This window comes from Halalkalicoccus paucihalophilus, from assembly GCF_001593955.1.
Taxonomy (GTDB): Archaea; Halobacteriota; Halobacteria; order Halobacteriales; family Halalkalicoccaceae; genus Halalkalicoccus; species Halalkalicoccus paucihalophilus.
Genome location: NZ_LTAZ01000013.1, coordinates 118,152 through 140,232 on the forward strand (window position 1 = coordinate 118,152; position 22,081 = coordinate 140,232).

Annotated in this window: 22 protein-coding genes and 3 pseudogenes; 11 read left to right on the plus strand and 14 right to left on the minus strand. The window is 53.0% G+C overall.

Annotation, left to right across the window (positions count from 1 at the left end):
- Positions 1 to 315: 315 nt before the first annotated feature.
- Positions 316 to 717 (minus strand): DUF7344 domain-containing protein, encoded by a 402-nt coding sequence (locus HAPAU_RS21135; RefSeq protein ID WP_157078510.1) that lies wholly within the window; start codon positions 715 to 717, stop codon positions 316 to 318.
- 490 nt (positions 718 to 1,207) lie between these two features.
- Between HAPAU_RS21135 and HAPAU_RS15960 the strand changes: the two genes are divergently transcribed.
- Positions 1,208 to 1,495, plus strand: a complete 288-nt coding sequence (locus HAPAU_RS15960) for a helix-turn-helix transcriptional regulator (protein ID WP_066384844.1) — start codon at positions 1,208 to 1,210, stop codon at positions 1,493 to 1,495.
- 1,250 nt (positions 1,496 to 2,745) lie between these two features.
- Here HAPAU_RS15960 and HAPAU_RS15970 read toward each other — a convergent pair.
- The 3 genes from HAPAU_RS15970 to HAPAU_RS15980 form a co-directional block, all read right to left on the minus strand.
- A complete protein-coding gene (locus HAPAU_RS15970; RefSeq protein ID WP_066384847.1) occupies positions 2,746 to 4,203 on the minus strand; it encodes an MDR family MFS transporter in 1,458 nt (485 codons plus the stop codon).
- 174 nt (positions 4,204 to 4,377) lie between these two features.
- Positions 4,378 to 4,902: a hypothetical protein gene (locus tag HAPAU_RS15975; protein ID WP_066384849.1), complete on the minus strand. Its 525-nt coding sequence runs from the start codon at positions 4,900 to 4,902 to the stop codon at positions 4,378 to 4,380.
- A complete protein-coding gene (locus HAPAU_RS15980) occupies positions 4,903 to 5,223 on the minus strand; it encodes a hypothetical protein (protein ID WP_066384851.1) in 321 nt (106 codons plus the stop codon).
- Between the two features lie 193 nt (positions 5,224 to 5,416).
- On the opposite strand from HAPAU_RS15980, the gene HAPAU_RS15985 reads away from it, so the two are divergent.
- Entirely contained in the window at positions 5,417 to 5,704 is a 288-nt protein-coding gene (locus tag HAPAU_RS15985) for a PadR family transcriptional regulator (protein ID WP_066385197.1), read from the plus strand.
- Between the two features lie 328 nt (positions 5,705 to 6,032).
- Here HAPAU_RS15985 and HAPAU_RS21140 read toward each other — a convergent pair whose 3' ends face one another.
- A complete protein-coding gene (locus HAPAU_RS21140) occupies positions 6,033 to 6,620 on the minus strand; it encodes a hypothetical protein (protein ID WP_157078511.1) in 588 nt (195 codons plus the stop codon).
- A 1,572-nt stretch (positions 6,621 to 8,192) separates the two neighbouring features.
- Entirely contained in the window at positions 8,193 to 8,975 is a 783-nt protein-coding gene (locus HAPAU_RS15990; protein ID WP_066384853.1) for a 3-oxoacyl-ACP reductase family protein, read from the minus strand.
- A gap of 740 nt (positions 8,976 to 9,715) precedes the next feature.
- Here HAPAU_RS15990 and HAPAU_RS15995 point away from each other — a divergent pair.
- Positions 9,716 to 10,021 (plus strand): hypothetical protein, encoded by a 306-nt coding sequence (locus HAPAU_RS15995; protein ID WP_157078512.1) that lies wholly within the window; start codon positions 9,716 to 9,718, stop codon positions 10,019 to 10,021.
- Between the two features lie 242 nt (positions 10,022 to 10,263).
- Here the strand turns inward: HAPAU_RS15995 and gvpA are convergent, their stop codons facing one another.
- Complete coding sequence (gvpA, locus tag HAPAU_RS16000) at positions 10,264 to 10,524, minus strand: gas vesicle protein GvpA (RefSeq protein ID WP_066384857.1); 261 nt, start codon at positions 10,522 to 10,524, stop codon at positions 10,264 to 10,266.
- A 65-nt stretch (positions 10,525 to 10,589) separates the two neighbouring features.
- Between gvpA and HAPAU_RS23055 the strand changes: the two are divergent.
- A pseudogene (locus HAPAU_RS23055) lies at positions 10,590 to 11,596 on the plus strand (RNA-guided endonuclease InsQ/TnpB family protein); the annotation flags it as partial.
- Positions 11,597 to 11,724: 128 nt separating this feature from the next.
- On the opposite strand, the gene gvpM reads toward HAPAU_RS23055, so the two are convergent.
- The 7 genes and pseudogenes from gvpM to HAPAU_RS20185 all read right to left on the minus strand — a co-directional run.
- Positions 11,725 to 11,997: a gas vesicle protein GvpM gene (gene gvpM, locus HAPAU_RS16005; protein WP_066384858.1), complete on the minus strand. Its 273-nt coding sequence runs from the start codon at positions 11,995 to 11,997 to the stop codon at positions 11,725 to 11,727.
- Between the two features lie 115 nt (positions 11,998 to 12,112).
- Positions 12,113 to 12,442: a gas vesicle protein K gene (locus HAPAU_RS16010; RefSeq protein WP_066384859.1), complete on the minus strand. Its 330-nt coding sequence runs from the start codon at positions 12,440 to 12,442 to the stop codon at positions 12,113 to 12,115.
- Entirely contained in the window at positions 12,439 to 12,900 is a 462-nt protein-coding gene (gvpJ, locus tag HAPAU_RS22815) for a gas vesicle protein GvpJ (protein ID WP_066384861.1), read from the minus strand. Before gvpJ ends, HAPAU_RS16010 begins: the two co-directional genes overlap by 4 nt.
- Positions 12,901 to 12,907: 7 nt before the next feature.
- Entirely contained in the window at positions 12,908 to 13,693 is a 786-nt protein-coding gene (locus HAPAU_RS16020) for a hypothetical protein (protein ID WP_066384863.1), read from the minus strand.
- Positions 13,686 to 14,201, minus strand: coding sequence for a gas vesicle protein GvpH (gene gvpH / locus HAPAU_RS16025; RefSeq protein ID WP_066384865.1), 516 nt, complete (start codon positions 14,199 to 14,201; stop codon positions 13,686 to 13,688). Before gvpH ends, HAPAU_RS16020 begins: the two co-directional genes overlap by 8 nt.
- A gap of 377 nt (positions 14,202 to 14,578) precedes the next feature.
- Positions 14,579 to 14,839 carry a hypothetical protein gene (locus HAPAU_RS16030; protein WP_066384866.1) on the minus strand — a complete coding sequence of 87 codons (261 nt, stop codon included), beginning with the start codon at positions 14,837 to 14,839 and terminating at the stop codon, positions 14,579 to 14,581.
- Between the two features lie 682 nt (positions 14,840 to 15,521).
- Positions 15,522 to 15,653: pseudogene (locus tag HAPAU_RS20185) on the minus strand (transposase); the annotation flags it as partial.
- Positions 15,654 to 15,706: 53 nt separating this feature from the next.
- Here HAPAU_RS20185 and HAPAU_RS21150 point away from each other — a divergent pair.
- The 7 genes and pseudogenes from HAPAU_RS21150 (at position 15,707) to HAPAU_RS20195 (ending at position 22,057) form a co-directional block, all read left to right on the plus strand.
- A complete protein-coding gene (locus HAPAU_RS21150; RefSeq protein WP_157078514.1) occupies positions 15,707 to 15,865 on the plus strand; it encodes a DUF2080 family transposase-associated protein in 159 nt (52 codons plus the stop codon).
- A complete protein-coding gene (locus tag HAPAU_RS16040; RefSeq protein ID WP_157078515.1) occupies positions 15,858 to 16,424 on the plus strand; it encodes a hypothetical protein in 567 nt (188 codons plus the stop codon). Before HAPAU_RS21150 ends, HAPAU_RS16040 begins: the two co-directional genes overlap by 8 nt.
- Positions 16,421 to 17,689: pseudogene (locus HAPAU_RS21155) on the plus strand (RNA-guided endonuclease TnpB family protein). The gene HAPAU_RS16040 and the pseudogene HAPAU_RS21155 overlap by 4 nt, the downstream one beginning before the upstream one ends.
- Positions 17,690 to 18,830: 1,141 nt before the next feature.
- Positions 18,831 to 20,054, plus strand: coding sequence for a sulfotransferase domain-containing protein (locus HAPAU_RS16050; RefSeq protein ID WP_066384872.1), 1,224 nt, complete (start codon positions 18,831 to 18,833; stop codon positions 20,052 to 20,054).
- Positions 20,045 to 20,428 carry a hypothetical protein gene (locus HAPAU_RS16055; protein WP_066384875.1) on the plus strand — a complete coding sequence of 128 codons (384 nt, stop codon included), beginning with the start codon at positions 20,045 to 20,047 and terminating at the stop codon, positions 20,426 to 20,428. Before HAPAU_RS16050 ends, HAPAU_RS16055 begins: the two co-directional genes overlap by 10 nt.
- Positions 20,428 to 21,288, plus strand: coding sequence for an adenylyl-sulfate kinase (cysC, locus tag HAPAU_RS16060; RefSeq protein ID WP_066384877.1), 861 nt, complete (start codon positions 20,428 to 20,430; stop codon positions 21,286 to 21,288). Before HAPAU_RS16055 ends, cysC begins: the two co-directional genes overlap by 1 nt.
- A gap of 25 nt (positions 21,289 to 21,313) precedes the next feature.
- Complete coding sequence (locus HAPAU_RS20195) at positions 21,314 to 22,057, plus strand: YqcI/YcgG family protein (protein WP_084383824.1); 744 nt, start codon at positions 21,314 to 21,316, stop codon at positions 22,055 to 22,057.
- The last annotated feature ends 24 nt before the right edge of the window (positions 22,058 to 22,081 follow it).

The following is a 22,081-nucleotide window of genomic DNA, read 5'->3' on the forward strand; positions in this document are numbered from 1 at the left end:
ACCTTGCGGGGTGCCTCTGACAATCGGATGGGGCCAGTCGGGCCAACTCCTGCCCGGAGTGCCTCTGACACATCACGGCCCGGCTGGTCTGACTTTCCTCTCTGTGTTTGGCCATCAGACAGCTGAGTCTGAGAGCGACTTCGATCGACAGAGCGATATGAAACATCGGGTTAAAGTGGGCGTCATTACAGGAGAACCACATCTTGTAACCAGGAGTCCACATCTCTCTCGATGCGCAACAGATCCCTGCTGTAGGCACGGTAGTGATAGAACGGAAGGCTACAGTGAGGCAGCAGCGATTCTTCTGGCTGTCTCCTAGAGAGCGTCTCGAACGAAATCCGCCGACAGCTCTTGATACGCCGCATGTTCGGCGTACTCTTCAACGAAGGGCTGCTGGTGATATCGAACACTCTCACTTCGGGAATCGTATTCGATGACATCAAGCCCCTCAAGTCGGGGAAGCGATTCCTCTATCAAGAGCGATTTGAGCTGGTTACTCTCAACTACTGCTGATTGCTTACTCTCCTGGCTTGCAAGTGTTTGAATTCCTGTGACTAACTGCTCAACTGAGCTACTGGAGGCAGATGTCGCTAAGAAATAGTAGATGACATAGCGGCATGATCGCGATGCGAGTGTCTTGAAGACAGCCGTATGAGCGGTTGTCCCGCCAAAGACATCCGTTTCAGCGGGCACAATTGACTCAATGTTGCTACTCATCGTTGCTACTCCGTGTTTGCCGGTGTTCGACTGATGAATACTGGTTCATTGTGTCAGAGGCAACCCGTTAGGGGCGCCCACCTCTGAGTGGTGATAAACGCAGTGGGTTTCAATCGTATTCCTCGTTCCCCTTTCCCCCTCAGATGGCAGACGCTGAATCATACCTATACTATCAATAGGTAAAACCAGAAGGGATGGCATACCAACCCACGTATGGCCCTCTCTGCTTGACTGTGCGGTGCACCCTCATTGTGACCAAATATGTACCTAGAACGGTACTATGGAGAGGTCATGACCGAACACCGGCTCTCCTCTAATGCCGCACTAGCAATACGGTCGCTATGCGCATTGGTATGTGGATATTGACAGAAATTAGAGGGGGGATTTTATTGATTGCGAGATATTTACACCCGATCTGGTAACTGTGAATATTTAACTTTTGACTGGTATGTTCCGAGTACTAGTGAGTCTGGCGTCGAACAGAGTACCTATGTACGATTTGACTGGCTTCCAACGCGACGCCCTGTATGTAATCGCTGGTGGAGACAAGCTCAATGGCCTCGCAATCAAGGCTGAACTCGAAGAATATTATGGAAAAGAGGTTCATTACGGTCGGCTCTACCCTAGTCTTGATACACTCGGGGACAAGGGGCTAGTTGAGAAAGGCGACATTGATCGCCGGACGAACTACTATGAACTGACAGGCCGGGGCCAGCGTGAGATCGAGGCTCGTCAAGAGTGGGAAGAGCAGTACGTCGCCCTCTCCGCCGGTGAATAGCCACTTACTCATTGGATCCGAGAATAAGCGATTCTCGTTCTTCGCTATTCGCTATTCGATAAGCAATCCTTGTGCAACATCGACGTCCACGGATGGTAAGCGTTGCACAAGGCTACCCAATTCTATATACTATCGATAAACACCTATTAATTAATATAGTTAAAGTTCTAAGAGTTAGTGCAGCCTGACTGGTTCCCGGCTGCACGCACACCCACCCCTACCCGTTCATGAGACCCTCTCCGACTCGGAGGGATTTTCGACGCACAACCAACAGACAAATCGATTACGAATACCTTGCCAGGATTAGAACCGCAAGACACCGCCGGAGTCGGTGAGTGGTTCCGGCTTCGAATCGGGCAGTCACTGCTGCTTACTCACATCATCCGAAGGTGTCGCCCTTTCGCCCCGTAACAGCTGATAATTTATAAATAAATGCTATATTACAGAAACATTAACAAGGCGTCAGTATGTGGCTGTACCTGTCGCGGACGGCCCCAACCCCTATCCCGACCGCGGCAGCGCCCACATCTGGGTGAAGCGGCTCCCCATTACCTGTCATCGGTTTCGCTTAGACTCGTATCTCGATTGCCCCAAGAATAGTGTTCCAGTATTCCCGGGCAGCCTACCGGTGAGGTCCTCGATCGTGCTCTCGTCGACCTTCCAGTTTCGCAACTCCTCAATCTGGTCCTCCAAGCGCTCGTTTTCGGTCCGGAGATAGGGTATCCGCGAAACGCGTTCGAACACTCCTCTCCTCGGAAAAACCGCTCTGAGCTAGAGCGGTTGGGTCGGCAGTCAGCAACCGACGCACCATGAGTTGGTGTGAACCGCACTAATTCGTACAGTGTCAACTGTATTGTTTATTTAGATATTTATCACCATAGTGGAATGAATAGTACTGACATAAAAGACGAGCTCGTTCGCTATTAGCCCCATCATGTCCTCGAAATGTGGGTCGCTCGCATGAGACAGGACGAACTAGCACACTAAGAGTACCTCTCAAATACATATGAATCGACCTTCACAGAGACGGTTGTTCGAGCGGTACGATTACTAGCGCGGGTACGTCCCGTGAACGGCTGGTGACGGCTCTAGCCACGGACCTCTCTGAGAGGTTCCACTCTCGACAACGGCTGTCCATGGAAGATTCGGGAAGAGGGAGAGCGACACTCAAGGACAGGGAGAACCAGTCGAGCGGTGACAACAATCAACTGCTCCTCGCTTCCAACAGCTCAAAAGAATCCTCAGTAACATCAATTATCGTCCAGCGAATTGCTAGTGTTCGATTCCGTCTGAGCCGGAGGAATATAGGTAGCGACTCCCGCAGCAGTGAGACACACCGCCGCAGCCACGGTGAAAACGATGGTAAGCCCGTCGGCCATGATAGCCGCTATTCCTGCGGGCGTCTCGCCGCCTCCCAACAAGAGACGCTGGAGATCTCCGAGGTCCGAAATGCCGGGAACTGAACCGAGGCGATCACGCATAGAGGCATTCAGGACAACACCAAGCACGGCGACGCCAACGGTTCCCCCGAGATTCCGGAAGAACTGCTGGGAGGAAGTCGCGAGTCCCATCTGCTCAGTACCGAAGTGGTTCTGGATGGCAACGAGCAGCGGCGGGGTAAGCGTCCCCATCCCGACACCAGTGACGAACACTGTCACCATCATCGCCCACAGCGGCGTAGTGGCGCTCCAAAACGCCGCCACTGCGAAACTCACGGCCATAAGGAGCGGCCCAACCGTGGCGAGACGCCGCTCGCCGAACCGGTTGATCAGCCGCCCCGAGACAAAGCTAGTCCCCGACCACCCGATCGAGATCGGGAAAACGATCAACGCGGCGCTTGCCGCACTGCCACGAACGCTCTGAACGAACAGGGGATCGTAGGTAAGTGCGGCAAAGACGGCGAAACTCGTGAGAAAGCCTGCCGCATTCGTGACAACGAACGTTGTATCATCGAACAACGATAGCGGGAGGATTGGCACGCGAGCGCGTTGCTCGATAAGGTAGAATGCACCGAGACATGTGACACCGAGGACAAGGAGTCCTGCGGCGACCGTCGGCATGGTGTCGAACGCCTCTAGGGCGGTCAGAAACGCTCCCACGCCAACGGAGAGCGTCGCAGCACCCGCGAAGTCAACGTGCTGTTCAGTCGTCCCTGTCGTTTCCTCGAGCGATCGAGCAGTCACGAGCACGGCTGCAACGCCGACTGGCACGCTGAGATAGAAGACCCACCGCCACGAGAGTATCGTTACGATCAAATAGCCTAGCAAGGGACCAATGACGCTTGAGACACCCCAGACGGCGCTCCCGTACCCAATCGCCTTTCCACGTTGGTCTGGCGGATAGATCACGCCGAGCACCGTATAGGGAATCGAGAACATCGCACCCGCGCCAATCCCCTGTAGCGCCCGAAAGGCAATGAGCTGGGACATACTCTGGGCTGCACCAGCAAGTACACTGCCGATCACGAAGATGCCAATCCCGATGTAAAAGAGGCGTCTGCGGCCATAGATATCTGCGAGCCGGCCGAATAGCGGCATCGTGATCGCCGCAAACAGCATGTAGATTGCGAACACCCACGAATAGAGTTCGAGGCCACCGAGTGATGAGACGACTGTCGGCATGGCTGTACTGACGATCGTCCCGTCGATGCCCGCGAGAAAGATCCCGAGCATCATCCCTAGGGTTGTAAGCCGCCGATCTGTCGTCATACTCGTTCTCTTATAGAGTGGGGTATCTGTGACTTTGCCGGTTTTCGACAGTCGCTGCAGTGCCTACCAGTTAGAGACTTACCCAGAACTTGGCTGGAATCGGAGTCAAACAGCTATGGTGCCAGCGTAAAGGAGCTAAAGAACCGTTTCTACCAGTATTAGGAGAGGGGCGTCTTACTCGCCGTTTCGCTGCTGTTGGAGCGTAGCTTTCGCACGTGCGACGTAGGTGTTCGCTGACCAACTCTTGGCGTCGCTCATCTCGTCCAAGAATGCCTCGGCAGTGTCCGCGGCGAGCACGTCGTTTCGAACGAGCGCCGTGAGAACGATCGGTGTCGTTACGAGGCGTGTATCGATCAGCGATGCATGCACCAGCGCTAAGCGGTTAAACTCGTCACAGAGCAGTTGGACTCCATCAATCGTGTTCGCCAGTGTGACCGCTGCGTTCTCTCCATCATCGAGCGGGAACGTCTCGTCAAGTTCGACACTGCGAACGTCGAATGCGGCCTGCCGGTCAAGGACGGCCTGTGCCGCTTCCCCCGAGGCATCGTTGTAGGAGGCCGTCTCGGTGAGTTCGTCGATGACCTGCTCGGGGAGAATGACGTCATGTGAGTCAAGTAGGAGGTCGAGTGGGTTTGGTGTGGTATTCGCAACGGTCCCTAAACTAACGAGGACAGACATATCAGCAACGATGCGTCCCATCTATCCGTCAGCCAGCTCCTCGGCTACGTCGTCGACGAACGCTTCGCTCAATTGCTGCTTCAAGAGACGAAAGTTCGCCGCCTCCTCGTGACCGACGAGGGCTTTCAACTCCTCGAAGGAGATGTCGTCATCGTAGTAGGCTTCCGCAATCTCCTGTTTTATCTCGTCGGAGTGGGCCGCGTCCCGCAGGTACTCTTGGAGCGCAGAGATGAGAATATCCGTCCGGTCCGTCTCGAATACCGCTGCGAGGGTGTCGGCCCGATCGACCAATCCTCGGGGTGCGCGAAACTGAACGCGCTTTTTCTCCACGTCGGAACTCATGTGTGTACATTGTGAGCGCAGTAGTAAAACACTTCCCTCGCACGGCTCACCGAGAATGACAGAAATACTTGTTCTACCACCCCGTATTGGGGTGGTCACACAGCTGGTCCTCGTGCTCCAATAACCACTGCTTACTCGTTTATCGTGTGGTATGTTCCAAATACTAGTAGGTTTGGCGACGAACAAGATCTTCATGCATGATTTAACCGGCTTCCAACGTGACCTGCTCTATGTCATTGCTGGGCGAGATAATCCAAGTGGCCTCGCACTCAAAGACACACTCGAAACGTACTATGAAAAAGAGATCCATCACGGGCGACTGTATCCGAATCTCGATACGCTTGTCAATAAGGGGCTGGTTGAGAAGGGCGAGGCCGATCGGCGGGCGAACTATTATCGACTGACTGCCCGAGGCCAGCGTGAGATCGAAGCACGACGGGAGTGGGAACAACAGTATCTCTCTGCCGCTATAACTACATAACAGCCGTGGACGTCGTGTTACTCCATTGTTCCACCACGGTTCTCGATATTGGGAAAAGAGCAACCACAACGGGACGATAAGAATAGTTAATTGTAGCCAAAAAGTAATAAATAAAAGAATACATCAGGGGAAGCGATCATAGACCCAGCACGAATAATTGATTCGCTCTACTCAATAACGGAATCAATCTCCCCTATCCAAAGTTCTATATTTCCGACATTCTATCGAAGAACGAACAGATGATGGGGAATAAAACGGATAATTCGAACTTGCCTATAGAGAAGGGAGAGCAGTTGGATGGAAATGAGGACGAGGTGAAAGACGACAGCTATTCGATTAACAGGCGGTCCACGCTGGGACTTCTGGCAGCACTCAGCAGTGCCGGGTTATTTGCTAGCTCCGGGGCTGCACAGGCAGGACAAGAGGATGATGTAGACGATGCCGTTTCGGTCAGTTCTGACCAACCAGCGGGCACTGAGGCCTTACTCCAATTAATCGTGGCTGAGTACGGCGAGTTGCCTAACTGCTTATCAACCTGCGTGAGTTGCTCTTCAAGTGTCGTGACCTTCTCAGTGAGCGCATCTACCTCGGCCTGCAACTGGTCAACAAGACCGGGTAGATCCTTGAGAGTACTGTCTCCATCGCGGTTGTTCTGAATCGACTGTGTAGCCTCTTGTCCCTGCTCAGTGAGTGTGACTTTCTTTGGAGGAATGGTTGTGCCATCTCGATTAGGCTGCGTCGTTATGACTAGCCCGGCTGGTTCTAAATGCTCAGTTATACGATATAAGATTCTGCGGTTGTCTTCAACCGCTGTCGACTCTCGTATCGTGGATGTTTCGAGCGATCCGTCAGCTTGTGCGAGTGCCTGCAGGATTTCGATTGATCGCCAATCGAGATCAAGTTCATCCGACGTCATAGTCACATCAAGAAAAGACTATCAGAAAAAGATTACCGTAAAGAAATGCCGTTAATATTCTACAGTAAACTATCTACAAGCGAATTTAACGGTATATTCTACAGCGATGTACCGTAGAAAATCGGCGCGTTAGTGTATAGTAGGGAAAGTACCCAGTTCCGAAGTGAGTCTGATACCCCCAAGGGCTGGTGCACAAGCGAGCCAACAGACCCTCAGGAAAAGTAGATGAATCAGCGAACAGGGCTCACTGGGAGTCCACCTCGAGACAGCAAAACTGGGAGTCAAACCAAGCTCAAACAAGGGGGAGTCCCAAGAGCGAGAGCACCGAAACAAGACAGACCTCACAACACTGAACTAGCCAATGAAGAAAAATACCTACTCAATTCGAGAAAAATAAATGGCTCTGAAAAGGCGATAAAACAGGGCCGATGACATGGAAGGCGATACAGCAGCAATGGGGAGTCGATCAGCGCGAGGCAAAGAGATCTTCATCTTGGGAGAGGCGTGTCTTAGAAACTATCGGAATAGGTAGTTATTCATCGGAAGTCCCGTGTCTAAAAAAACAAGAGCAAGCCGAGTCCAGTACTCCGGACAATCAGTGATTCCGCTGGCAAAGAAGACTCTAGAATAGACGATGGAGGAGACACCACGAGCTCTACACTGCTTAGTAGGTGAGCGAGCATCGGCAGGGGTCCAAGAAGAGCGAAGCAAGTGTGGGGTCCCCACGAGCAAAGACAGAAGAACAGGAGGTGCCTCAACCCAAGAGATCTAAGTAGGTTTCAGTAGAGCCTGGGTATCCATCTATCTTCGAAGCGGGGTACCCCATCAACGAGAGGGTACAAGCGATTACCGGTAGACAGCAGCGTCAGCGACACTAAGTACACTGACAGCCGAATCGCCGACTCTGCAGTCAGCTAAGCTGCTCACAAGAAGGTGGTGGTGAGAGACTCCCTGCTTCGACAGTACCGGCACAAGACTGGACAATACCGCCAGTAGAGCAAGACACCGCTACAGGACAGCTATCCGACTCCCAAGAGCTAGTTCTACCGACGTCAAGAAGGCTGATAAGAGCGTTACTACCAACAGGGGCAGAGAGTACCAATCCGTCAGTGAGAACTAAAGTGGGATGTGGGACTCCCAGCGGGCAATAGCTCGCTGACTCCCCCAGCGAGAAGAAGACAAGATAACTCCCGTCCCTACTCTCCCTGATTAATAATCGCACGGTTCGATTCCCGAATTCTCGGTCCTTATTCTGCCAGTCTCCGAGGGACTGGCTACAAAAACACTGGACCCCAAGGTAGCGACAGAGTGGGACCCCCAGCCTACATTGATGTTGCTGGACACCCGACTATAGCGAAAAGGGGCTTCTCCAGATTCGAAACTCATCACGGAACCACTCTACGTGCCAGCTCTCGGAACGGATGGAATCTCAGCGGCCATTTCGGAATAGACGATCGAGTGCGAGGTACTGGCAAGCACTATCCTCCAGCCAGTCGCTGTCTGATCGGTGGCTTGAGACGTCTTCCTCAAATTCTGATGAAATCCTCTCGAGACCGCCGCCATATCGGCCGTTTACAAATTTTGCCCGCCGGAGACCGGAAGCACCTGCCCTGTTATGTATCCCGACTCCTCGGAAGCGAGAAAACGAACGAGAGCTGCGATATCCTCGGGTTGTGCAAAGCGAGACAGCGGAATGTCATCACGGATATTCTCCTGAATATCCTCGGAGACATTGGCGAACATGTCGGTCTCGGTGAAGCCCGGCGAGACGCAGTTCGCGGTCGCGCCAGTCGAGGCCAGCTCCTTGGCGAGCGTCATAGTAAGACCGTGGACACCGGCCTTCGCGGCGGCGTAGTTCGCTTGTCCGAAGTTCCCCTGCTCCCCGATCAGGCTGGAGATGTTGATAATGCGGCCCTCGTCAGCGTCCTTGATATCGTCGTAGAACGCCTTTGTTGTGTTGAAAACGCCCGTCAGGTTGGTATCAACGACAGAGTCCCACTCTTCCGGGGTCATCCTCTCGAATGAGTGGTCCATCGTAATACCGGCGTTGTTCACGAGGACGTCGACGGCACCGAACTCGTCATGGACGTGATCGGCCATCGTCTGCATGGCTTCAAAGTCCGCAACGTCACCCTGGACTGTGATGGCGTCGCCACCGTCCTGCTCGATGCGGTTGGCGACGTTTGTGGCTTTGCCCTCCGAGGATCGGTAGTTGACTGCAATATTCCCGCCGCGGGCCCCCAACTTTTCTGCAATACTGCGACCGATTCCACGCGAGCCACCGGTCACGACAATGGTTTTCCCTTTGAGGCCGGTGTCTGGCTGCTTCTCGGCGTATTGTGTGGATAGTGACATTGACTTAACTCTTTATTCTACTGCGCAGAAGAAATAGTTGGCGAGACAATAGATAACGAGAACCAGCCACGAAGAAGTTCCTCATGGTGTAGACGCGCACGCTCTTCAGCACGCCGTTTGGGTCGGCAAGAGCGTCTTCGACTCAGAGGTATTGACAGTTATTTATCGCCGCTCTCAGCCGGCGCGAACCAGACTGATGATTTACTTCACGGAGTGAGATACTCGTCGAGGCAAGCGTAACTGATTATCTAAGGCAAAAGTTTATGCTTACTCAGTACGTAGTAAATAACAATGAAGATAAATACGCTAGAGCGATCCATGTCTGTAGAAATGCGTGACCTCCAAGTTCATCTCGAAAAGCAAAACCAGCGCGTAGCGAAGTTGGAATCCCAAGTCCAATTACTGATGTTTCGCAAATCACCCTGCCCCCGCTGTGAACAGGGAGATATGCGTCCAGATGACGACCGTCTTCAGTGTACCGTTTGTGAGTATGCACACCCACTCTAAATAGATCTACACTCAGTATACGGAGTGCAGCTCTATGTAGAACTTAGGTGAGATGTAGATTCGAAATCAATTATTTATCCTCTTATCATCTATAATAATATAAATGCTATTGCGTAGGTGGTATCTATATCTGCTTAAAATACTCATAAGGGATTTATAGTCAGATAACATACATACTATACCAATTGCGATCAGGGCTGTTGGACGACTGAATGACGGTAGGTGACTCGCATATGAAAATTGGGCTTGAACTAGAGTATTGGATCGCAGCTGAAAACGGTGCGCTCACATCGGCAGATACGCTAATTGAAGCCCACGAACACGCCGTCCCCGAATGTGTTGATACACTCATAGAACTTGTACTCCCGCCTGCAATCACCCGAACGGAACTCGAAAAAGTGATTGTAGACTCGATTACAGAGCTCATAGCGATTGCAGCGGACAATAATCGCCTTGTCGTCCCACTCGACGAAATTATCGTCCTTTCAGGTATCCGACTGCTCATGGTCCCGAAAACTACCAACTATTCTACATCGTGACTGAAGACTACTACCAGGACCGGACGGAGGGAAGCAATCTCATCCCGGTCGAGAGGGTGTTCTCGATGGAATTACCGCGAGCTTAGTCGATCGAGGAGTAGTGTATTGCTCAATACAGAAAGTGCTGATCCCGTCTGTTGGTTGTACTGGTCTTTGGTAACCTCTTGTTCTAAGGGTGCTCATCAACCAAATCTCTGACTACGATAACACGATATAAAATCGGTAGTGTAGTGAAAATAATCCTATGCCGATGCTCGAGACGCTATTTCGATATCCTCAAGTTCCTCCCAGTCGCCGGATTCCTCTGCCTGTTCGATCTTAGAGATCTCCTTTGCGTAGTGAAGGAACGTGTCCACCGATGCGATTACGACTCGTGCCTCAATCGTGAGGATTTCGATCCCCACGAGTGACACACGAACCCAAAGATCGATCACGACGCCCTTATCGAGGATTCGATCGAGGACTTCCGCGAGGCTAGACGTGCTTGGTCGTGCTTGGCTCATTATACTCACTGTTGTAGAAGACACCCAGTAACGTTACCATTTGCCATGCACTGGCAAGTCCCGGCCTCAAGCGGAACGGGTATGGGGTCGGGTCGCTACGGTGGAAAGCGCCACAGGACTGCCGATCATTCGCCTACAAGCAACGCGGCTTCAAGCTCGATAAGAAGGGCGGTTGCAACATACTGTGGCTGAGCAAGATCGGCAACATCCCGATACAGCTTCACCGCGGGATACTCAACGACGCGACGCTCAAGCAAGCTACACTCAAGAAGGAAGCGACCGGTAAGTGGTTCGCCACCGGCGGTGTTGAAGTGAATCGAGAACTACCGAACTGCTCGAGAACCCCGAGCAGCGCGTCGGTATCGACGTGGGTATTCTTAAGTACGCTCACGATAGCGATGGTCACGCCGTCGGGTCGCTCGACCTATTCGACGAGTGCAAGCGGTTGGAACGCGCACAACGGAAATTCTCGCGGAAAGAACACGGTCCGCGAACTATCTCAAGCAACAGCGCGTGTCGCTCGACGCCACGCCGACCTAGAACGAAAGCGCCGCGATTTCCAGCACCGACTGTCCGCGTACTACGCCGGGGGTACAACCTTGTGGCCGTCGAGGACCTCAACGCGAAGGGGCTGATAGAACTCCCGTCGAACAGCCACAACCGGGCGTCATGGGGAGCGTTTCTCCCGATGTTCGAATACAAGTGTGACCGAGAGGGTACGCACTTCGGGCCGTCGATCCGCGCAGGACGACCAAAAAGTGTGCGTCCTGTGGCGTTTCGACTGATAAATCGCTATGGGTAGGGAATACTCATGCCCCTCGTGCGGGTTCGAAGCGGACAGAGACGCGAACGCAGCGCTGAATATTCTCTCACACGGCCTCGACACGTAGGAGTAGTTCACGCCGATTCAACGTCAGCAGAACGCTTCGCGTTCTGGTTGGCAAACGAATCGCTTAGCGATTCGTCAACGCCCGTGGAGACTACGTTCCCTGTGGGAACCGATTCAATTCCTGCAAAGCGCGTTCATCAGATTCCGGAGGAATCTGATTGGCTATCAGACTGGAGAGTCTGACAACGTCGTTGAAGCAGGAAGCCTGCCCTCTAGGAGCCAGCGGCGCAAGCTGTGAGCGAGTAGGACAGAGTAGTTTACTGGCTGTTAGAATCCTACTTGAGAACATCGGAACGCACGAAGAGACCGTATTATTCGTCCTCAACGGGTGTCTCTGGACGCGGCCGGCGGCCGAATTCCGAGTGGCGATACCGCTCTGAATTTCTGACTTCCTCGTCCCATTCAGTGAACATACCGTACTCAACCATCGTCGTCATCCCCGCGATCGCCGCCCGGAGGTTGATACCGATGAGCGGAATGTCTGCGACAGTGACAACGACATCTGCTTGCACGATCGCGCCTTTAGTGAGCAGCACGTCCAGTAAGTCGACGACAGCGTGGCCTTCGGGGCGTGTCGGTTCCATCAGCGATCACCTCCAATAGTCAGCCTGTGCGGGTGTGGCGACCATGAGCCGCTGAGCTTGGCGTCAGAGTACTCGCGATCAGTGGACGTGGGTGAGAGGGGTTGACAAGCAGTCATCATGCTATCTCCTCGTGGTGGTCATCGTACACTTGCTCGATTCCCTCGCTGAGCAGATCGTTGAGTTCTGTTCGCAACTTGCCAACGCCGTTGTTGATCCCCTCACGCTCTTTGATTGCCTCAATCTCGTCTTCGATCGCCAGAAGCTGAGTCCCAAGCCGGTCGATCTCCTCCGGATTCAATACACCAGACTCCATACGGCGAATCGCCTCTTTCTCCATCGTTTCAACGAGCAGCTCGACGATAGTTATCACGAGTGCGAGCAATCCAGACGCCGCGTCCGTCTCGTGTCCCTTGGTAATCTCACCGCCAAGGTCGATCTGTTTCATGACCCGTCCTTGTCGTTCCTGTTGCTCTCATCGTCATCACCACCCTCCCTCAATTCGTCGCTACCGTCGCTACTAGTGATGGTCGGCTTCTCAGGAGTAGGCCGTTTGCTGGACGACCTTCGACCGGCTGTTTCGTCATCCTCTTCATTCGAGCCACCTTCACTCGCACTGATCCCAAGATCGATCATTTCATGCTCGCCCTGTTCGTTCTCAATTTCGAGCGGCTCGCGCCCTGAGGCCTGTTCAACCCGGCGCATATCAGTCCCACTCGGGAATGCGAGACCATACTGTGCGGCGGTTTCAAAGGAAGCGATCGCTGCTCGGATTTCAATTCCGAGCAACTCAGTATCACCAATCGTTACTGCGATATCGGCGTTGATGACGATTCCCTTATCGAGCACCAGCTCAAGGACATCTGCCAGATCGCTTTGTTGTCGTGTGGGTTTTGCACTACTCATGGTGTGTTCACTTCGTGTTCGCACGCTCAAACCGCCGCCCATAGATCCGCCGTGGATTCTTTGCTCGCGAATATTTCACCTGCGAGGGCACTGTTGAGACGCGCGTTGATACTGAGTCGGGGATTGGTCCCTTCGGCATCGTTGAGACCGCCGTCGGGTTCAGCGACTCTTGGCCGCCGAGTTTCTCTTGATTGATCTCATAGAGTACTCGGACCTTGTCGTGGGTCTCCAACAGCGTCGTTCGGAACTTCTCGACGGCCGTCTCGATGAGCTGCTGCATCTTCTCTTGGCGGTCATCCACCTCGAACCCCATGTTGGCACCGCTAGTGCCGAACATTCCATCCCTGTCAAGGAACCCGTCGTCTTCTTGGTTTCCGTCGCCAGTGACGTCCGCTACCTCCTCGTCGAGCTCTTGTTTCTGTTTGCGTAGCTCCGAGAGGTCGACGGCCTCCCACAGCTCCCTGAGTTCAACTGCCTCCTTCAGTTTCGAGAGATCGACCGCGTCGCGTGTGTCGCCCGTCGAGATCGCCTCCGGAACACTCTCGACATCGATTGCGTCGGGAAGCTTCTCAACATCGACTGCGTCGGGAAGTTCCTCGAAATCGACCGTCTCGAGGACATCTTCGGCTTCCTCTATGATGTCCCAGATCTCTTCTGCAGCCTCGATGATAGCGGGATCGTCGCTATTCTCGACGATCCGTATCTTAAGACGTTCGAGCGCGGCTGTGAGTCCGGGTATACGGTCCTCTAATCGGACGAGGACCGGCTGTTCCGGCGTCTCGGTGTTACTCATCGGCTGCCTCTTCTGTGGTGAATTCACCAGTTTGGAGACGGACCTCAAGGACACCATTGTTGAACGTCGAGTCAGTCGCAGTGATGGCAGTGTTGTCGAGTGGAATCTGCCTAATGATTTTTCCACCGAGTTCGATGACGAACTCGTTTCGCTCGCGATCAATCTCAGTAGTAATGCTCTCGGCCGTTGCTTGTGGCAGGTCGGCCAGTACGATGATAGCGTCTCTCTCCTCGCGTACGTCGACAAGACGGTCCTCATTCGTATCGTTGATTGTCGCTGTGGTTCCGTCAGACAGCTCTTTGATACTGGGCCGATCCCAGTAATGGTCGAGATCGAGGCCTGTACTCACGGTAAACGCGTAGTCGGTTCGAAAAGATCGCTCTGAGACCGTCCCGTGACCGGCCGTTTCGTCCTCATCGCTGCGTTCTGCATCTTGGAATGTCTCGATAATATGTCGAATAATATCGAGCAGCGACGAGGCTTCGTGGTGGTTGTCGTCGGTTGTCATTGTGTATCTGAATGTTGGGTGCTATGCTGGCTGTGTGCCTGTTCTACCGATTTGAGTTTGGTCTTCTCCTCTACGAGAATCGCAACGAATGACCGTTGTAGGAGGTTATTTTACGTCCCTGGACACTTTCACTTCCTGCGAGGATATGCGTTTAGCGTCAATGATTGATTAGACATCCAACAAGACAACGTTACGGGTTACTGTCGCAGGTAGTCTATGTAGGTGTCGCTGATTCCGATTTTTAAGTAGCGGATGTCATTTCGAAGTGCAATTCGGTAACGTTCAGAAATGACCCACTATTCTCCGACCAACGCCTGTACCAACAGCGCGCTGTTAGTACAGCGGTGACCTGGTAGATGACGGAAGAAAGAGCTAGCTTAGCGGAAGGAAAGACCACTATCGAGCTTCTTAGCGGTTTTTAGTTGCTTGAGATAGCTCGCCGCTCCAGTTAGGGTTGGTGCCCAGAGACCAACGAAGAGACCATGCACTTTGTCCCCCTTCATGTAGAAGAGGTACCACGATAAGGCAACTGATGCAGCAGCTGCAAGCATTACTGGCTCGGACATTGGATCAAACGCTTTTTCAGTGCTCTCCATCATATTCTCCATCTCGTTGCTGCTACTGTCGGTTTGTTCCATGGCAACCTACCTAATGCTCGCTTTTTACTTAGTGTCACTGCATTATCACGCAAGGATAGACGATTCGACTATGGTATAGCACCACCATTCGTGGTATCTAGGGCAGCCAATCACCATTTCAACTTTCTCGTTGAACTCGTGGAACTGGGGGTGACCATCAGAGCCCTGCAACCGTTCCACATCATTGTAGTGACAAGCAAGTACTCATCAGCCATTTCGTGGACGTAATTCGTCGGTTATTGCGAGGATGTCTCGGAGTCTACTTGAGAACAAGCTGAACTTCAATCAATATAGTACGGTCGAGAACTGACACACAACGGTTGTCGTAGTGTGGAGCATAGGCTCTGTAGAGCTAGCCGCGAAGTCAATCTCAGTCGTCCATATCGAACTCAGAGTCGGTACCTGAACCGCGTGATTCGTGGCTTGGTTCGGAGCCCATCTCGGTACTTGCCTGTCCGGCCCAGTCCTTAATGTTCTCTGCAACGTACCCACGTGCACCAAATCCGAATGAGATTCCGAACCGATTGCGAGTGCAAGACCAAGTCCACCGGCGAGTGCTGCAGCGAAAATATAGAGGATCTCGACGTCGACTTGCATCGTATCGAGTGCGACAACGATAACAATGAAATACAGGAACATCTGAACTGCCGTCGCGAGCACCGACGTGTATCTGTCGTTAGCCGTCGCACACGTCGCGGAAACTCGCTTCTAACGAGTCCTCGATTGGTTCGAGAATCGCGTGACGGTACTTCGGACACCACACGAAGTGGTAGTTGACGTTGTACATCGTGTGGTTCGACCGCTTCTCGTCCATATTGGGGATACACCACCGGCATAGTTAAGTATATCCAAAGGATATACACAGGTATGGAAAACCGATTTGAAATCAAGGGCGAGGAAATTCTCGACGGCGAAGTCAAAGCGTTCGGGAACAGCGCCCACGTCACCGTCCCCAAACGCTGGCGTGGGGCCGACGTAAAAGTCGTCAGAATCTCAGAACCCGCAGAGGAGGGAGATAATGAGTAGTACAGCAGAGAACTCTTCAAGAACGTCATCAATTGTTCGGACTCTCAGTAATGCCGAAGGACGCGATGTAGTCCTCCGATTTGATGATACGATTAGTGTCCCAACTGAGAAGTATGATGGCCGGTCGTATCAGAGTGACACACTTCCGAAGGCAACGTTGAACGTGACGATACAACACGCCTCGATTGAGGACGAGGGGATGTATCTCATGTGTTTCGGGGGAGTTAAAATGGAGGAACTTGACCGCGTGGGAATCGACTCTTCTGTCGTTTACACAGAGCCAATTGAAGGCCCACCTGAGCGATGTATAGTGGATATTAATGCTTCGAGAGAGTGGTGGGATGAAGAGACTGAAATCTCGATGCAGGAAGTCGAACGAGCTATTGAAGAAGGGCGCGAAGAAGAAGTCCTCCCACTGTGGGATGGCCTTCCGACAGTTACGGTTAATGTCGAGAGAACGGAAGAATGTCACAAACGCACCTATGAGTCGAATTTCCACATTCAGTATAGTTCTCCGACACACGAGATAGGCACTCTAATCGACGTTCGAATCAAATGACCGACGCACAGGCTCTCGTCAGGACGCTGGACTTCCAACTCAACATCCAGAGTGACAACGAGAGCCTGCTGTACGACGCCACCCTCGAAGCACGGTCGGCGTACAACGAAACCATCCGTCTCGCCAAACAAGGCGTGGACTGGGACACCATCCCCGACCAAGTAGCCGACGACGCCAACCTCGTGAAAAACATGACTCAGCGCGTCGTCGCCAAGGCTCTCGGCGCGATGGAGAACTACTACGAGTACGACAACTTCAACCAACCGAGTCACACCAAGGACGGCACGTACCCGCTTCGTGCGAACTACGAAGAAGGGTACAACCTGTCACTCACCAACGACGGCGACGTGGCGTTCCGCATCAGCGCGAAACCCTACAAACACATCAAGGGCGTCCTCAAAGGGGGTGATGCCCACCTCGACATTCTCGAAACCGCGCTCACGAGTAACGAATGGAAAATTGGGACGGCGGAAGCCCTGTTCCACAACGACAATCCCGAGTTGCACGTCAACGTCACTAACACCGAACAGACCGTACGAGACAAGCAGGACTCACGGACAGTCATCGGCGTGGACGTGAGACAACATGGCCCTCACCGCGCTCACTGAGACCAGTGTCAAGGACACGTTGGTCATCGACTTCCCTGAAATCAAGTTCGAGCGCCATCGTTACTTCACGATGCGAAAGCGCGTGCAGAACGCGGGAAAGGACAGCATCCACGACACGCTCGAAGGATGCGAAGAACGGTTCGTCCGCGACCGACTCCACAAGGTGTCTCGACACATCGTGGAGTGGAGCCGTCAGTTCGAGAAGCCGTGTATCGTCTTTGAAGACCTCAAGAGATGCGCGACAGTATCAACTACGGCACGCGGATGAACCGACGCTTGCACCACTTTCCCTTCCGCGCCCTCCAGTTCTATACGTCGTATAAGGCGTCGTTCGAGGGTATCCCGACTGCGTGGATTAACCCCGAGTACACGAGCCAACGATGTCCGATATGCGGGCATACAGAGCGTGCGAATCGCAACAAAAAGCGGTTCAAGTGTCGGTCGTGTAGGCATCAAGACCACAGCGACCGTGGTGCAAGCGTCAACATCGCCGTGAAAGGTGTGAAGAAACTCGATTGGAATGTGCCTGCTCTCAATAGCCTTCCCGTTGTTCGGAAGGTGCGACGGCAGGCATCGGGGGCCGTGGACGCCCCGACTGTGACCCATGACACCGTTCGAGGCTATCAGGTCGATGGTATCGTGGGAGTGTCCAACTAATCCACGGGAAGCCTCGGGGCTTGACCTCGAGGCGGTTCACTTAGCCTTCACTTTCACTACGGTTGGTGCGTGCTTTTGTCCATAGAGAGCCTCTATTCAGGCGGAGCCTGTCACACGCTCCATGTCGTTCGAGACCAGCACCAGATCAGCCCTCAGAGAAACTAAAGGGCCCAGTCTATGAACGGAGATCCGAAGCGGAGTGTCCCGTTCACGCACGGACGGGAGTGACGCTCATTGAGAGCACGAGAGAACGGAGCTCCACTGTCCAGCACACACGGGGAGATGACCGGACGTTGGTTGCTGTCGCTGGACGTCACAAGCGGTTTCCCACTGACCAGAGATGAGCACGAACACGAAATCACCATCATCCAGAGAACAGACGCGCAATCACGATCACGATCATGACCACCGGATCTGCCGCACTCCGAACTGCTTTAGCCGCGAGGACGTGCAGCTTGTGCGGGCGTTTGGCGAACCATCCCCGCTCTGTCGCACCTGCCGACGGTTCTATTTCGGGGTGAGTTCATGAGTTCAGAAGAACTGCCGGCCGAGCGACCGCCGCGTAAATACGTACCGGGGTGTGAGCAGCGCGCAGATCCTCGCCCAGCGGACTGTGATTGTCTCCCAACGTTCGACGATCTCCCCTGTTGGCCCTGCTACCGAGACGGGTTCAGAACGCCGAATCTTGACGCCATATCGGATAAGTAAGGGGAGTGTTCAGTTCTCCCCTCGATCGATGCGTACTGCTAGTTAACTACCCCACCCTACTTCGCTCACCCTAACGGGTTCATGGAGAGTAGACGAGTGTAATTCGAATTAACTACGGTATAGTCTATAGCTATTCGAATTTTCACATATGATAGGGAAGGTCGATAGAAACAGGGCGAAATTCATGATTTAAGGGTATTCTCTTGGTCTCCCGGCACCTGAAAGCGTTGTTCATTTGCTAATTCGTCGCAAGCGTATATCTATTCGTCGATCCGCGTTTGACAGCGACCGACCCACGACAGGAAGTTGCAGTCGCTGCGTGAGCAACAGTCGATGAACGACCACATTATGATAGCGCGACTACGAACGATGAAATCAACGGCTCGGTTCCGACTAAGGGTTGATTCAGTAGATACGGCAAGCGGGGTGGCTAATGAGTCTTGAAGAATCGTCAAGCGATCTTCGAGACCAAGCCAAACAGAACTACGAACACGTAAAAAACACGGTTATCACGGAGGAGAAACGGTCGTTTCTATCGAAGCATAGAATCGATGAGTTCGATAGTGTGGTCCTTATCACGTCGTCTCCGAGAGGAGGCAGTAGTCTCCTTTTCGATATTCTTCGGCACCATGAAGAAACGTGTAGTCCCGATGGCGAACATGGGCGATGGTACACTCTGAACGGAATCTGTTACCCAGCGTTTGAGTCTGATGTCGTTCCTGCTAACTTCGAGTCGTTCGATAGGGAAAAACTCCTGACGGATCTCCTTGCCGAGGTCGGCGCAACTGAACGATCCGGCGACCGAACGCATCGTGTGGACAACACGCTCGTTCGGCTTCCGTTGCAGTTCCCGGATCGAGAGCTTCCATATGAGCAGGTACGCAAGGAGTTGCTTGAGGGTACTTCGCTCAATGAAATACTCGAGCGATTCGGAATCTCGCCGTTGCAGTACGATGAGTATGCAGAGCGGGATGCAGACAGCTCATTCGAAAATGAAACAATTGAGGACCGACCGTTCGTCTCCTCGCACGGTCACAAGCGCAGTCTTACAGCCGACGACTTCGAGCGAACGCTCGTCCTGAAAGCGAGTGGTGACGCATACCGGCTCCCATGGATTCGCGAGCAACTATTTCCCGAGACCGAGGTCAAAGTCGTTCACCTCACACGAAATCCAGCAGCGTCGATCAACGGTCTCTATGACGGGTGGCGCCTGAACAGGGGATTCCAGACGTACAACGTGGGTGATCTCAATCTTGAAGGATACGACGGCTCGCTGTGGTGCTACGATCTTCCGCCGGACTGGAGTAGCGAGGGAAAACTCATCGACGTCTGTCTACAGCAGTGGGTTCAAGCCCACCGCCACATCCTCAATAGCCGCGATGCATTCGAGGACGTCCTTCGAATCCGATTCGAGGATATTCTCACCGAAACCGACTCTGTCATCAAGGAGATCGTCGAGTTCGCCGATCTCGGCAAGTCAGAGCTGCTTTCCGAGAACGTCGAAAATCCCAATAAAGTGATGACAACGAAAGAACCAGCACGTGCTCGCTGGCGTAGCAGAGAGGGCCTTGTTAAGGACGCACTCAATCGAGCCGACGAGACATATTCTGAGGTAGTCGAGGAACTAGAGTACACGGAGGAGTCGGAATGGATCTGAGCGAAGTGACTCAAGACGGTGATAGCGGCGAAGTGATTCACGTCGATGGTCGAGATCAGCAACACTGGCTAGCACCCACTAGGTGTGCTTCGTCTGCTTCGGATTACCGTACGGCGATCCACCCCGCACAGAGCAGCAATCACGAACCGCTAGAACAGTGCTATGACGGTTTTCTCGAGTTCGATGAAAGTGAGGAAGGTGACGAGAGACAGGCAATGAACGACGCGATCTCATCAGAGGAGGCAATGCCCATACCAAACTACACATCAAACACGGGATCGAAACTGACCGAGACGAATATTGTCGAAGCCACTACTGTCGATGAGAGTTGGAAGGGATGTGAAATCGCCTGTCGTACGGGGAGGGCCGATTAATGTCGGGAGAAACCATATGGCTCTTCGGCCTGCCGTGTTCCGGAAAGACGACACTCGCTAAGGGGTTAGTCGGTCCAAGTACGGTCCACTTGGACGGTGATTATCTTCGGAATACCCTCAATTCCGATCTTGGGTTCTCGAAGCAAGATCGAACTGAGAACCTCAGACGAGCTGCTGGAGTTGCACAGGCGTTGAACGAGCAGGGGTTCGACGTCGTCGCGTCGTTTATCACCCCCTATCGTTCCCAGCGGAAACTGATCGCCGAGAAGATCGAGGACATCTCGTTCATCCACATCAACGCATCCGTCGAAGTGTGCGAGGAACGCGATGTAAAGGGAATGTACGAGCAGGCCCGCAGGGGCGAAATCGAGGGATTTACCGGTATTGACGCGCCGTTCGAAGAGCCAGAAGCAGAGGAGATCAGGCTCGAAGTGAGCACTGCGGCACACTCGAAGGAAAAGAGTATCGAGAAGATCAACGCGGAACTGGACCGCAAACTCAATCCAAGCCACATCTTCATCGGTCGCTGGCAGCCACTCCATGACGGCCACCGGACGATCATTGACTCGGCCGCCGACAACGGGAAAGATGTCGTCATCGCCATTCGTGACACCGAACTCAGCGAGAAAAACCCGCTCACCGTACAGGAGCGCCGGGAGTTGATTGAGGATGTCTACGAGGACTATCCGAACGTTAAGACGATGATCATTCCGGACGTTGATACCGTCGCTATCGGACGGGACGTCGGGTACTCGGTCGTCTCGGTTCCCGAAGAAGTCGCAGAGATCAGTGGGACAGCGATGCGCGAGGCATACGAGAAGAGTGAACTCCTCGCAGGACGACACTTCGAGGATTGGTAGTAATGCCCGATCCTTCTGGTTACTCATGAATGAGACTGGGCTCCTGTTTGATCGATCTGAATTACAAGATGCGATCGAAACAGGAGAGCTAATCGCGTGGAAGAAAAAGAGATACATCGAGTTTAGGGAGACGATGCAAAGCACTCGCTATCCATGTTACTTTGCAGTAAACGCTGAACGGACCAATTCTGCTCGGTACCTCTTCGTGGGGGTTCCTAATGATCGTGATGCACTTCTTAAACTCAGAGAGGGATTGCGACAATATCTCGAACAGTATCAGTCGATAACCGAACGAACAACCTTAGTGGTGTTTTTTAAGCCTCCACCCAAGGAGCAAAGCGAACAGGAATATCGAGATCAATTTTGGAGAGTTCTCGAATTCCTACACAAGCGGGATCCAGATCCATGGCCTAGCCGCATCCCTAGGGACCCAAATGATCCAGAGTGGGAATTCTGCTTCTCCGGAGAACCAATGTTCATAGTCGGACGTGCTCCGTTCTATACGGAGCGACAGAGCAGATATACACCATATGGACTAGAAATAACGATCCAGCCACGCAGAGTACTTGACGATATTAGTGGGAATACGATGAAAGGCCAACGTGCTCGTTCGGTCATCGGAGATCGGTTAAAAGACTATGATGAGATCGCTCCTCACCCTGACATTGGAGATTATGGCGATTCCGAAACTCGAGAATGGAAACAATATCTACTTCCAGCATCGAACGAGGAGAGTTTGACTGAATTTCCCTTTGAAATCCAGTCTTGACTCATTGTTATCAGCGGAGAAATC

Excerpts from the sequence above, each read along its gene's own strand:
- HAPAU_RS21135 (WP_157078510.1), bottom strand. The coding sequence starts at position 717 with ATGAGTAGCAACATTGAGTCAATTGTGCCCGCTGAAACGGATGTCTTT.
- HAPAU_RS15960 (WP_066384844.1), top strand. The coding sequence starts at position 1,208 with ATGTACGATTTGACTGGCTTCCAACGCGACGCCCTGTATGTAATCGCT.
- HAPAU_RS15970 (WP_066384847.1), bottom strand. The coding sequence starts at position 4,203 with ATGACGACAGATCGGCGGCTTACAACCCTAGGGATGATGCTCGGGATC.
- HAPAU_RS15975 (WP_066384849.1), bottom strand. The coding sequence starts at position 4,902 with ATGGGACGCATCGTTGCTGATATGTCTGTCCTCGTTAGTTTAGGGACC.
- HAPAU_RS15980 (WP_066384851.1), bottom strand. The coding sequence starts at position 5,223 with ATGAGTTCCGACGTGGAGAAAAAGCGCGTTCAGTTTCGCGCACCCCGA.
- HAPAU_RS15985 (WP_066385197.1), top strand. The coding sequence starts at position 5,417 with ATGCATGATTTAACCGGCTTCCAACGTGACCTGCTCTATGTCATTGCT.
- HAPAU_RS21140 (WP_157078511.1), bottom strand. The coding sequence starts at position 6,620 with ATGACGTCGGATGAACTTGATCTCGATTGGCGATCAATCGAAATCCTG.
- HAPAU_RS15990 (WP_066384853.1), bottom strand. The coding sequence starts at position 8,975 with ATGTCACTATCCACACAATACGCCGAGAAGCAGCCAGACACCGGCCTC.
- HAPAU_RS15995 (WP_157078512.1), top strand. The coding sequence starts at position 9,716 with ATGAAAATTGGGCTTGAACTAGAGTATTGGATCGCAGCTGAAAACGGT.
- gvpA (WP_066384857.1), bottom strand. The coding sequence starts at position 10,524 with ATGAGCCAAGCACGACCAAGCACGTCTAGCCTCGCGGAAGTCCTCGAT.
- gvpM (WP_066384858.1), bottom strand. The coding sequence starts at position 11,997 with ATGGAACCGACACGCCCCGAAGGCCACGCTGTCGTCGACTTACTGGAC.
- HAPAU_RS16010 (WP_066384859.1), bottom strand. The coding sequence starts at position 12,442 with ATGAAACAGATCGACCTTGGCGGTGAGATTACCAAGGGACACGAGACG.
- gvpJ (WP_066384861.1), bottom strand. The coding sequence starts at position 12,900 with ATGAGTAGTGCAAAACCCACACGACAACAAAGCGATCTGGCAGATGTC.
- HAPAU_RS16020 (WP_066384863.1), bottom strand. The coding sequence starts at position 13,693 with ATGAGTAACACCGAGACGCCGGAACAGCCGGTCCTCGTCCGATTAGAG.
- gvpH (WP_066384865.1), bottom strand. The coding sequence starts at position 14,201 with ATGACAACCGACGACAACCACCACGAAGCCTCGTCGCTGCTCGATATT.
- HAPAU_RS16030 (WP_066384866.1), bottom strand. The coding sequence starts at position 14,839 with ATGGAACAAACCGACAGTAGCAGCAACGAGATGGAGAATATGATGGAG.
- HAPAU_RS21150 (WP_157078514.1), top strand. The coding sequence starts at position 15,707 with ATGGAAAACCGATTTGAAATCAAGGGCGAGGAAATTCTCGACGGCGAA.
- HAPAU_RS16040 (WP_157078515.1), top strand. The coding sequence starts at position 15,858 with ATGAGTAGTACAGCAGAGAACTCTTCAAGAACGTCATCAATTGTTCGG.
- HAPAU_RS16050 (WP_066384872.1), top strand. The coding sequence starts at position 18,831 with ATGAGTCTTGAAGAATCGTCAAGCGATCTTCGAGACCAAGCCAAACAG.
- HAPAU_RS16055 (WP_066384875.1), top strand. The coding sequence starts at position 20,045 with ATGGATCTGAGCGAAGTGACTCAAGACGGTGATAGCGGCGAAGTGATT.
- cysC (WP_066384877.1), top strand. The coding sequence starts at position 20,428 with ATGTCGGGAGAAACCATATGGCTCTTCGGCCTGCCGTGTTCCGGAAAG.
- HAPAU_RS20195 (WP_084383824.1), top strand. The coding sequence starts at position 21,314 with ATGAATGAGACTGGGCTCCTGTTTGATCGATCTGAATTACAAGATGCG.